We start from the raw sequence: 12,339 nt of genomic DNA, 5'->3' as shown, positions 1-12,339 counted from the left end.
CATACTAGTAGTTTAAGGTTGCTGATTCGTCTAAAATTGTCCAGCTTTTTTCGTACAAGGTGCCGGTATCGTAGATAGTTTGAGTTTTTGTTTTTGTTTTAATTTTACAGCACCACTTATATTTAGGGTATTTAACATAAATATAAAACTCACCAGCAATTGCCTCAATATCATTTGTTACATCAATCCCTAAGGTTATTTTAGACTCAGTAATTGCTTTAGCTAAATCGGCATAAAGTGTTGCATTGAATGTATCTGCAATAATCAAGAAATCAATACCAACACCGCCACTTGCAACGCCCAAATTGATTTCAGCACTGGCATAAGCATCCATGCTAGCAGAAACAATATCTCCCCCTAAATCAATTCGGCTATTCCCATAAGCTAAACCAATTCCTAAATCTAAACTACCACTGACGCCAGCCTCTACAGTAACCGGCACAATAACAATGGTGAAAGTCGCTTCAACTACTTTCTGTTCCTCGCTCCAGCTATATCCAATGGATTTATCTAACGCTGATAAAGTATCGCCTTCGTCAATTAACGTATCACCGAGTACACTAAAGCTTGCCGCATAACTTATTTCACCATCACTGACATTCGCGCTAGCTTCGGCATTGGCGCTCACTAAGCTCGCTGATTTATCAAATAAGTAAAGGTCGAGATCAGCTTCAACTAACGCCTCTGCTGAACCACCATTGCTAGAAGTAACATTCATATAACTATAAAAAGAAGGGCTAATTGCCACAGCATCACTGTCACCATAAGTACCACTCCAACTCCCAACTTTGGCCAATGATGTTGCCGCTGAGGCGTTAGCGAGTGAGCTTGGTGCTGAAGCTACCGTCGTTTTTTTGCTATTTTGTTCTGCTGATTCTACTTTCCTAGCCTCATCGTAATAGAGCGCATAAGGCACGTCGACTGTAATACTATTATTTTCGTTATTAGCTTCAATTTCAGCCGAGTCGTCCTCAAAAGTAAATGTCATACTGAAACTGTTTTCGCCACCATCGCGATCAAAATCATCATGGATCGCTTTAAGCAAGACACCATTCACAGCAACATCCCAAGGAAAGTAATGAGATTGCTCGTGATCAGGAAATACAATTTTCATTGTATCCCCATAAGATTGCTCAAGCTCATTCCATAAATGAGCGTCATAAGTAGTATCGCCGATGGTTATCGTGGCACTGATGTCAGCCTCTTTGACGGAATCGCCAAACTTTGTTGCGTTAACAAACCCAATTAAATCAGGTACTTTATGCTTTGGTCGACCAACACCGCTGGTATCTCTTTTTCCAGGACCTGGAAAAATAACAAAACCATCTCCAACTTTAAGTTTATCTAAAACAAAATCATGGTATCGACCGCCTTTAATTGAGATCGAACTGTAGGTTGTTTCATCGCCGGACTCAATTCCTCGCGATTTATTATCCGTTACATCCGCTTCATTTAAGATTACCGTACTCGTGTCAACGAAAGCGGCAATAACAAACTCACCAGCACTCAAATCTTCGTTTGGAAGAATCAGTTTCGCTGTATGACTCTGCTCCCCTTCTTGTAACTGTTCAATATAAAACTCACCCAAATCGTAACCATCTGGCTCTTCTTCAGTGTCGAGCTCAGCCACTTTATCTCTTTCAATTAAAATAAAAGAAACACCCACATGTTCATCCGTTAATAACGTGGTTTCGGTGGTGAAATCTACCGTAATTTCTTGACCCGGTTGATAAACGTCATTATCGACAGAGCTCATCGATTTCAAAGCAACATTGGCGACAGGTTCTTGTTCGGTGGGGTCATTATCAGCACACCCAACGATTGAAAATAGGGATAAAGCCAACACAGTGCTAATCCTTTTGAACTGATTCATATTACGATTCCTAATTATTGATTGTAATTTCGACACACTATTTATTAATTAACAAAACTCATTCTTTTATTTAACGTCAAACAGAGTTACTTACATACGGCTATGTATAACCTCTACTTCATGTATAGCTACATTCACGTTAATTAAATTACCATTCAAAATATTGCTACCTCAGCCATCGCTCGTAAATAACAGCGCGTACTTCCACTTATTATTCGTGTCACAGTGAATTCATCACCGTCACTTTTTAGTGTGGAAGTCTCGCTGTTAATTGAGCCAGAATCTTCAACGTTGTCCTTAAAGACAAACAGATAAACCATTAGCAACACCATTACACATAGCGAGTGTGTAATTTAAATGCCATTGTTTGATCCTAGACACTGTTTTGATTTGAATTTAGGGTACAAAAAATACATATCGCAAAGGCTATATCACAATAATGGATGAATTATGGAGGGATAAAAATAAACAAACTTACTAGAAAGGGTTAAGGGTAATGGGTGACCCTTTGGTTTGAGGCGAAAGCCAAGGGCCTTGATTAATCATCAACGATGCTTAATTAAACAGCCTAAATTCATATGGCGTTCTTTACCTAAGCCACGGTGCATATTCACACCAATCGACGTCATTACTAGGTGCGTAGTCATATTTAAAGTGAGTTAAAAAAGTAACAACACTTGGTTTTTTGACTAAAAAGATCAAGCACAGCTGCCTGCTTGAGCGGAACTTACTAATGGGTGACCCTCTGCATTTCGCCAACTCCAAAGTACATAATTATGTATTGTTTGTAGTCGTCCTTTAGGGCGGTAAGTGAATTTCACCACAGAGAACTCAGAGGCGCTTCGCGCTGCACCGAGGTTAAAAGTATTACTGTAGGCGCTAAGCTTGCTGGCGCGTGGGTTTGTAGGTTGGGCTTTAGCCCAAATGATGGTTCTTACTGCTAGCTTTTGTCGGGATAAATCCGCGACCTACATTAGAAACCTTATTCAAGGTTTTTTGCCAGATTGCTGGCAGCAACCAAGGGGCGGCTGCCGCCGACCGCCCCTTGGAACCCCATGGCGTCCCGAGCATCACGCTTAATCCTTCAAAACACAATTGATGTGAATGTAAGCGCCGTGTAATCGCCATCCATGGCCAAGTCACGGCTTTCATTTCATCCATGAAATGAATTACTCATCAATTGCTTATTTTCAGGGCGTGATGACGGGATAAGGGTGTTAAACGTGAGGTTGGTGTTTGGTCTTGGCAAGATGCAAGACCTGACCCTCCGCATTTTATTTTCACTAACCAATAAAACTAAACGCCAGATAAAAGAAAACCAGCTTGCGCTGGCTTCAGTGATAGTCGTTAAAATTAGTCCGCTATAAAACCACGATTTCGCCATCTAGCTCGAACATAATTTTCGAAAACCCTACCTTCAGACAAGTTTAAATCGTCAGCATGATCACTAATAATAATTTGAGGCATATGCCCAGTTTCAAACTCAGTATCTTCACAAAACTTAATAATTTCATTAAAGAAATTTTCTACACTTTTAATATCTTCATCAACATTTTCCAGCCTATTGATGGTTGAAATTTTCTCTACATTGAATTTTTCTGCATTGTCATTGGCTACATTTGGGAAATAAACTTGAGTTGGTTGATCAATAAACAGTATTGGTGGAATAGAACAGCTATCTCCTAATGAACAAAATAATTTTTGTAAGGATAGAAAAAGAGATAAATGACAATAAAGCCAGTTAGCACCACTTCCCATCGACCTTAAGAATACTTTCTCTTTCTTTGCCTTCAACCAAATATCAAATGACTCCAATGAAAAATTTAAGTCAATAGGGTTCTTGTAGAACTCTTCAAAATCAAGATTTTGACCAATAGAGTCCATTGTTTCCTTTAATTCTTTTTCAGCTTCGCTAATTTTTTTATCAACAGCATATGCTTTTAATTCTTTATTAAGCCCCTTTATTTTATCGACAAGCGACTTCAATTGATCGTCAGTATCTTTTGGAGTTTTATCATTAATGATTTCTTCGAGGTAAATTTCAATCGATAATTTTGCTTTCATTATCTGTTCACGAAGATTTTGCCTCTTTTCAACTTCTTTATTATTAGCGACAACACCGTCAATTTTTCGTTTTAAAGTAGCAACAGCTTCTTTTTTGCTACCTATTTCTAACTTCAACGATTGTAGCTTAGGCTCGTAATCATACTGTTGAGGTTTCTGAATACTAATCTCATCATTAAGCCAGTTTATTGCTTTAGTTAATTCATCGGCCTCGTGCTCTAACTTATCTATGACACTGTTACAAAAAGGGCATTCATTAATTGATTCGGTAATTTCATGTGGGTAATTAATAGCACTTATTGACTTAAAATAATTGCTGCTTATTTCGATTGTTGAGTTTATTGCTCTAAATTCACCTTCTAATTTTCTTAAAGCACTAAACTCTACTTTCATAGCCTTTTCAAGTTCAGCAATAAGTTTGGTGTTAGCATCCGATGAGGCATCAAAATCAACTTTTTTATCTTTAATACTATCAAGCCAGCTCAAAGGCTCTTTCAAAATATCTAAGCTATTAGCGTTTACAAGTGGCACTCCACTTAAAGCATGATATTCCTGTAACTTACTATTTAACTTAGCTTCTCTTTGCTGTAATAACTGCTGGCGTTTAGGTAATGATAACTCAATACGTCTTTTCTTTTTTTCTAGCTCGGCCAACTCTTGCTTCTTCAAAAAGTAACTTTGATCAACAAAACCTAAAAATATTTTAAAGTGATCAATAGCTTGCTCACGCTTCTCTTTTTCATCAAAGCGGTAGAATACAGCATGTTTATTCGCGATAAGGTTTTGGTGCTGTAACATGAAAGACATGAAACTTCTGATTGAAGGGGAAGGTTTTCTTTTTCCAAAAAAGTTACGGTCATCATTGTTTGTTTCAATATCATTGACGTTTAAGCCAAAAAACAACCCAAGTTTCTTTTTATAGTTATGTTCAGCAATAAAATAACCAAGTTTAAACCACTTATTATTTACCTCTAAAATACCTTCAGTTAATGGTAGGTCATCATTTGCTATTTCCTGATAGAAGCCTTTTCTCTCTTTGGGTTTTCTGGCAACAACTAAATAACCATTTTCCTTTTTAAATATCGTAAAATAAATAGCTGCATTTTCAGTTATTTTACCAACGGGAATAGTGTATTCAGATGAGGCCAAACAATAATCAAAAATTTCAATTAAGGCACTCTTACCTGTGGATGACTTTCCTGTTACAACATTTAATCCTTGAGAAAATTCAACGTAGTGGCATTGCTCTTTTTTATCAACAACACCTATAAAAGCTACATATGGCTTCATAAATTCTTAATCCCTAAAATTCGGTAACAGTCCTTAACTAAAAACGGATTCATTAATTTTGCTAAATTTTTAGCTGCAGTTAGCTGTTGTTTTTTACAATGCCCACTGGTTAAAATATTAGCTTCAAAGTTAACTGCTAATTCAGGAGTTATTTGGACAACATTTTGTTCTTTCAAAATTAACATGCAGGTATTGGTCAACTCTTTAAAGTCCTGGACTCGCTTTTCCAAGCCTTTCAAAATTAAAGGATCATTAAACTTAGTGTTTAAACTAGATTTGCTAAGCCTTTGCAATTTATCTGAGGTTTCTTGATGAAATAACATTGGCAGCAATAAATAACTGAGCAAGAAGTTTTTAGGCTGTTGCTCTAAGTGTGAATAAAACTCTTGATATAAAGGAGCCAATAAATACGGATTATGATGTAATACGCCTAGCTGGCGGATAGCGTTAGCCATTACTTTAATTTCCATTTTAAGTCTAGGGATTCATCATCCATGTTGACATGTAAGACACCATCTCTAAACCAACGATCAGGTCTACGGTTATATGTTTCGAATTCTGGGCTTTCTGACTCAAGAACGTCATCATAAAAAATTTGAGAATCAACAATTACATCATCGACCTTTTTACTTGTTTTTTTATGCTTCCTTTCAAAAGCTGAAATAACTTCACTTTGATAGCTATCAAAATATTTTTGCCGAGTGCCTTGTTCGAATTCCTCTGATACAACCGTTAGCACCTCGCAATAAGAACTATGCGCAAGATCTATTTCATCATGATATTCAATGTCCCGAATTTTTTGCAAATACAAGCTATCTGTTGCAGAAGTCACCGTAAAATCTTCAGTTATGGGTTTATGAGGGAATATTCTTGTATGCTGCTTAAACTGACTCTCAAGCAAATCAAATTCTGTTGCGAAGGATTTTTCTGTAACCTCCCAATTATCGTCAACAGCAACCTCAGGTGAAATAAGCCAGCCAACTAAGCCGTTCATTAATCTTGTTCGATTACTTTCTGGTACACCTTTACCTATTTGATGAACTAATGAGAAGTATTTATCTTCGATAACATCTGAGCAATCGTATATCTCAAATTTTTCAATAATATCAGCTAACTTTGTAGAGTTTAAAAATGGCTCTACTTTTTTTTGCTTCGCATTTAATGAATCTTTAGTAGTCAAAATATCAGTGATAATTTTTAACCTTTTCTCTAATGATTTACTTTGCCAGTCTGCTAATTTGCTATTAGAGCCTATTTTCTGAGTAGTGATTAGAATTAATTTAGAATAGGTTGAATGATCAAATGCTGGATCTAGCCAATTAGCTAGTGTGTTCCATAAATTTTTATGAGAATCTGTTAATGGATCAATAAAATGTTTAACCTCAATATTTGCTTCATCGGGAATAGCAATATCACCATCTTTTTCAAATAATAAAGACTGATTGGGTTTTAATTTAAAGCACCACTCAATAGCCAAATAAAATTGGTAAATGATCCCTTTTATACTTGCCGATGCATCATGGGCTACTGTCTTTTTCAAAAAAAGTCCTTCTTGAATTATTATTTTTCTGTTTGTAGTTTAAATTTCAACTAACTACTTTCAAATATTTCCATGTACCAACGGGTAGTTGCTTAGCCTAGGCTTTAGCGCTATCTCTAGTATCAAAACCAGTAATACCATATGCAGCTAATGCCTCGATTGCTTGAACCTCATCAGTTATTTCAGGTAAGCCTTGAACCATACCTTTGTAATGAGTAAAGCCTTGCTCTGATTCTTTCCAGTCTACCGTGCTTACATCATGCAACTTTAAATCATTGCCGTAAAAGCATGGGGTTGAAAATTCCTTTTTTACCTATCACGTACCACTTTTTAAGCTTTAACATCGTCACTTCTAAATTCCTTGTACTAACAATTTAATAATGACAGTAACGCATTAATAAATCTAGCTAAAATATATCAACAGTAAATAAGCTCGATATTGATATCACGCAATAAAATGAAAATGCAGAGGAAAATGCAGAGGGTCAGGTCTTGCATCTTGCCAAAACCTAACACCATTCTCACGTTTAACACCTTTCCCCCGTCATCACGCCATGAAAATAAGCAATTGATGAGTAATTCATTTCATGGATGAAATGAAAGCCGTGACTTCGCCATGGATGGCGATTACACGGCGCTTACGTTCACATCAATTAATTATTTGAAGGATTAAGCGTGATGCTCGGGTGCGCTGGGAGAGTCCAGAGAGGGGTCAGCGGCAGCCCCTCTTTGGCTGCCGTCGCCAGCGCGACAAAACCTTGAATAAGGTTTTTAATGTAGGTCGCGGATTTATCCCGACAAAAGTTAGTAGTAAGAACCATCAGCTAAGGTGATACAACTTTTTGGGCTAATGCCCAACCTACAAACCCACGCGCCAGCAAGCTTAGCGCCTACAATAATATTTAACCTCGGTGCAGCGCGAAGCGCCTCTTTGATCTCTGTGGTAAATTCTTTTTCTCACTTTTTTCGCCCTAAAGGACGACCTGCAAACAATCCATCTTTACGTGCTTGGGAAATGGTAATGATATTGGCGAATCGTTTGGTTTCGTTTCACTCTACCCAACCTACATTCAAATAATTTACGATTAATCACCAAACACAAAAAAGCCGCTACATTGCTGCAACGGCTTTTAAAGTTTTATCAATTCCCAATCTTTAATTGGAAATTTTTGTCACTTTCGAATTAAGTTTGAAACTAAAAACACTGATTTTAAAGGGTTTATCACAAACTAAAATTTAAAACAAAACGTTTAAAGTTAGACTTTTGACCGTTACGCAATCAATAAAGTTTGAAACTCATATTTGCAGATAAGTTCTAATTAATTTAAACCTAATAACGCTGAATTCAGGAGTGCTAATAATGGCTTTTAGTTAAGTGCCAACCAGCACCATATTTGCACTTATAAACCCTTAAATTTATCCCTTGCTCATTAAATATAATATCTGCTCTGGTATTCGCTTCTTTCTTTGTTCGATAAGTATCCTTATAACTACCATCCCCGGCAGTACACCTTTGGCATTTTTCGCTAGGAGTAACCCTAAATTTAGGTGATAAATGCCAAAAATCACATTTATTACACTTATAAGGAGATAACTCATTATTATAGATTTCTTTTGAATATTCAGCAGCGCTTTGTGCCTCCTCTTCATCAAAATATACACTCAATGGTTCACCAGACATCTTTCCAAAACAAGTATCGCTTTTCATTATGCCGCTCCTTCATTTTCAACGATTGATATTCCTTCAACGGGAAAGTACCTTGCAATGAAAACAGCATGATTGAAGTTAATTTGTTCTAACGCTTTGCCAGCCCCAACGTCATTAATGCATTCACTATATTTATAACCAGAACCACCTGATGAGTTTTGGTAAAACCGACCTTTCGGGTCAATCATAAGGTATGACTCAGTCATTGCTGAATTAGACTCAGCATAAACAGGTAAGTCACGACCAAGATGTTTATCAACGAAACTATTAAACTGCCCATTTGAGATAAGAAGATCATCATCACCATATGGCATTACATGCAATACTTTCCACTTATATGGGTTTATTTCTGAGATTAGGCTAGAGAAATCTTCTTGCCAATTATACTGATTCACTACGGTATTAATTTTGGTTTTAATACCTTTTTGTGTTTTTTCTAGTTTTGATAATGCAAGCTTCAGTTCGTCGGAGCTTAAAGAATTACCTTTTCTATCTACACGCCCAATTCTCTGCCTAATATCATAATCCTGACTATCAAAACTTATTCCCACCATGTCTAACGTATTTTTCGGTATATCGAATTTTTCATTTAGTAAATAGCTACCGTTCGTAATAATTGAAGTCTGGAAACCCTTTTGTTTTGCTAGCATTAATACGATTGAAAATGTACTTCCTAGCATCATTGGTTCTCCACCAGCAATATTGAGACGAACACTTTCATAACCCAATTTTTCTTTAAAGGATGAGCTACCTTTAATAAAGTGAGAGGCCAGTTCATCTAGCAACTTTTCGATACTCTCAAGTGACCGATGCAGCTCATTTGGTTTCCCCCACTTTGCAAAACAATATGTGCAGTTGTAATTGCACGCCTCTGTAATGTGCCAATTAATTACTAGTTCATTTATGTAAGGTTTATTGGTAGTATCATTTTTCATTTTTTAGCTCCTCTGTTAAAGGCTGCTAGTATCAAAATTATCGATAATTTAAAAAATGAAAAGAGATGTCCCCCCCCTAAAGAATTTAATAAATTCATTTAAATCACGTCCATTTAAAAGGAATTACAATGGCTGCTTTTCCAACGTTCGAATCAGTATTAATTAAAATATCAAATGCTGTAGGGGCTTCAAAAAAACTGACTTCAAAATCAAAAACTAAATTCAAGAATGCTGAAATGAAGATTGATAATATGTTCGACACATGGAAAAAAGTATTAGATAGTATTTTTGATGCATTAGAACTGGATAAAGCTGAACGAGATGATCTCGTAACTAATATTGAACATGATTACTATATTCATAAAGCAATTGAAACAAATGTGTTCACTTTTAAAGCATCCGCCCAGAAAATCATTTGGCAGTATTTAGCCAGAGTTCTTATCCCTGCTTTAGCAAGACATACTGTATTCTGGCAGATTGAATCTAAAATTGATGAAGGCATGCCTGGGGGTCGATTCTGGTATTTACCATTTTTAAACCCCGAGAAAAAACCTGAACAAATAGAGCTACCTCTTCAACAAGTTTTGAACTGGTTACTAGACCTAATTGAGGAACCCAAAAGTAATATTGCAAATAATTTAGAGTCTGAACTTCGCATTTATGAAGAGTCGGGCACTATTTTAAAAAACTTATATAACTGGCAATCGGGTAAAGTTACGCCTGAAATATCGAGTATTAAAACAACATTCCCAGATGATGTATTAATTAAGTTTAAAGGTTGTTTTCAGCCAAGCGAGAATAGTTGCGCATTTGAACAGTCTTTAATCTTCATAAATAATAAAGGCCATAATGCTCATACTTTACAACATGAAATCAACATTAGTTATCAAGACTTAGTGACGATATTAAGTGGTAATTGTAGCCAGGAACAGAAAGTAGAATTTGTTAATAAAATAGACGAGCGCTACCAGCAACCTAGTACGAAGACAATTCGACAACGGCTTATTGTTGCAAGAGCCATACAAGACGGATATGAGCAATTAGTAAAGTTTTTAACCCCTAATACTGAAAAATTTTGTACCGACTTAAAACAAAATAAAGTAATGCAACTTGTAAGGATTTATGAGGCTACATATAACCATACAATACAAGCTCATCTAGCGTGTTCAAAAATCAGTGAGTTAACTAGAGATAGAAAACTTCGTGAACAACATGAAAATAAGCTATTTACCGAAAGCCTCCCTCCTTTCCTAAGATTCGATCTATTACTTTGTGTAGCTACAGAAAAATTTAATACTGTTGATATGGTTGCGCCTCGCTTAACAGATATATTTTCAGAAGCTGAAAGAGAAACTTTTCTTGATGATATATTGCCTATTAACAAAGAAAGTATGGAACAAATTAGCAAAAATTTTATTAATTATATTCAGTACACTCAAACCTTAAATGAAAACATTGAAAGTTACGGCACAAAGCTAAAGCAGAATAAAGCCCCATTTAAGCTATTAAAATGCATTAATGATTTTAAATTAGTCTACGAGTTAGCTAAAGGTGACTACCCCAACCCCAAGGTCACTCAACTAGTTTTTGCAAGATTGAAAGAGTTAGAAAAATCAAATGATGACAAAATTAAAAGTGCAATACTCGAACTAAACTGGTTATTAAACCAAGATAAGTTTGATAGAAAAACAGAAACGCAAGTAGAAGAACTTTTAAAGCTAGCTTGGAGTAACCCAGAACATCAATATTGGTTGCCATTAATACTTAAATTGAACGCTTATCATTGCATAGGTCAAAACAAGCTAAAGGAAGCTGAAAAGCTACTAAAAAAGGCTATAGATGAGTGTAAGTTTCGAAGCTTTGGAGCTTTACGTGGGAAGTTAGCTCGTGATGCTTTTTCATTGGCCATTTCTAATCAAAAACTAATACCTACCAATCATGAAACTTACTTTAGAGATATTATGTTTTTTGGTGGTTGGGAGCCTGATGGAGACTTTAGCTCTACAAATATCTTCGATGTATCTCGCCAACTTCACGAATACTTTTGGACCAGCCTGTATAAAGAATACCCTGCTTATGAGCCTTTATATTCAGTATCTAAAAAAGATTTTGGGGCATTCATAAAGGACTTTATGCCTTACATAAAAAACAATGAACCGATTAGACATGTGCTTGATAAACACAATAACTTAAAAAATAAGCAATTAAAGTCACCGCAGTCCGATAGCATTATCTTATTATTACTCAAAATTTCATATGATATGTTAGCAAAAAGTTCAGTCTTGAGTGATTCACCATATTACTCAGAGTCAATTAAAGAAATAAAGTATATTTCGCATAATCAACTTTCAAGATTAAGGGAGGTCATTCTTGAATGGCCCAAAATTGTTGACCTTTCTGACTTCAAGCAGCAAACACCACTAATGCTAGCTGTACATAACAAAGATTATGATACGGCTGAAGCGCTATTAAAATCTGGTGCGAACCCTAACTTACAAGATATTAAAGGTAGAACAGCTCTGCACTCAGCCTGTGCAAGTCGCACACTAGAATGTGTAGAATTACTTATTAAATACAAAATTGATGAGTGTATAACTTCCTTTGAGGGCGCTACAGCACTTCATACTGCCGTAAGAATGGGGGAAATAAAAATAGCTGAGTTACTCATGAATAACTTCCCGCATTTACTAGATGAAAAAGAATTTAATTATAGAACGCCATTAATGCTTGCGGAAGAACTAGCTAACAATGTGGATTATTACAATTTTTTATCTAAGCAGTTGCAAGATGAACAAAGGCAGGTAGTTAGTCATGATAACTATAAAAAATTATTTACCCATTTACTTTCTGATTCACAAGTAAATGGGCATGAATTAAGTTAGAGCTCAATAAAGAAATGTGGAGTGTCAAGTCTTGAAAATGCAGAGGG

8 protein-coding genes are annotated in these 12,339 nt (G+C 36.0%); 1 reads left to right on the top strand and 7 read right to left on the bottom strand.

Annotation, left to right across the window (positions count from 1 at the left end):
* Window positions 1–4 precede the first annotated feature (4 nt).
* From ATS75_RS06385 to ATS75_RS06350, 7 genes are all read right to left on the bottom strand, one after another.
* Window positions 5–1,873 (bottom strand): hypothetical protein, encoded by a 1,869-nt coding sequence (locus tag ATS75_RS06385; protein WP_058559620.1) that lies wholly within the window; start codon window positions 1,871–1,873, stop codon window positions 5–7.
* Between the two features lie 1,353 nt (window positions 1,874–3,226).
* A complete protein-coding gene (locus tag ATS75_RS06375; protein ID WP_058559618.1) occupies window positions 3,227–5,227 on the bottom strand; it encodes a DUF3732 domain-containing protein in 2,001 nt (666 codons plus the stop codon).
* Window positions 5,224–5,682 (bottom strand): three component ABC system middle component, encoded by a 459-nt coding sequence (locus ATS75_RS06370; RefSeq protein ID WP_161936887.1) that lies wholly within the window; start codon window positions 5,680–5,682, stop codon window positions 5,224–5,226. The genes ATS75_RS06375 and ATS75_RS06370 overlap by 4 nt, the downstream gene beginning before the upstream one ends.
* Window positions 5,682–6,767, bottom strand: coding sequence for a hypothetical protein (locus ATS75_RS06365; protein ID WP_058559616.1), 1,086 nt, complete (start codon window positions 6,765–6,767; stop codon window positions 5,682–5,684). Before ATS75_RS06365 ends, ATS75_RS06370 begins: the two co-directional genes overlap by 1 nt.
* Window positions 6,768–6,864: 97 nt before the next feature.
* Window positions 6,865–7,032, bottom strand: a complete 168-nt coding sequence (locus ATS75_RS20440; RefSeq protein ID WP_161936886.1) for a hypothetical protein — start codon at window positions 7,030–7,032, stop codon at window positions 6,865–6,867.
* Between the two features lie 1,089 nt (window positions 7,033–8,121).
* A complete protein-coding gene (locus ATS75_RS06355) occupies window positions 8,122–8,475 on the bottom strand; it encodes a hypothetical protein (protein WP_058559614.1) in 354 nt (117 codons plus the stop codon).
* Window positions 8,475–9,410: a viperin family antiviral radical SAM protein gene (locus ATS75_RS06350; protein WP_058559613.1), complete on the bottom strand. Its 936-nt coding sequence runs from the start codon at window positions 9,408–9,410 to the stop codon at window positions 8,475–8,477. Before ATS75_RS06350 ends, ATS75_RS06355 begins: the two co-directional genes overlap by 1 nt.
* Window positions 9,411–9,538: 128 nt before the next feature.
* Here ATS75_RS06350 and ATS75_RS06345 point away from each other — a divergent pair, with 128 nt between their 5' ends.
* Window positions 9,539–12,292 (top strand): ankyrin repeat domain-containing protein, encoded by a 2,754-nt coding sequence (locus ATS75_RS06345; protein ID WP_058559612.1) that lies wholly within the window; start codon window positions 9,539–9,541, stop codon window positions 12,290–12,292.
* Window positions 12,293–12,339: the final 47 nt, after the last annotated feature.

This window comes from Pseudoalteromonas sp. H105 (assembly GCF_001469215.1).
Classification (GTDB): domain Bacteria; phylum Pseudomonadota; class Gammaproteobacteria; order Enterobacterales; family Alteromonadaceae; genus Pseudoalteromonas.
The sequence above is the reverse complement of the archived record's forward strand: the minus strand, read 5'-3'. Positions and strand labels throughout refer to the sequence as shown.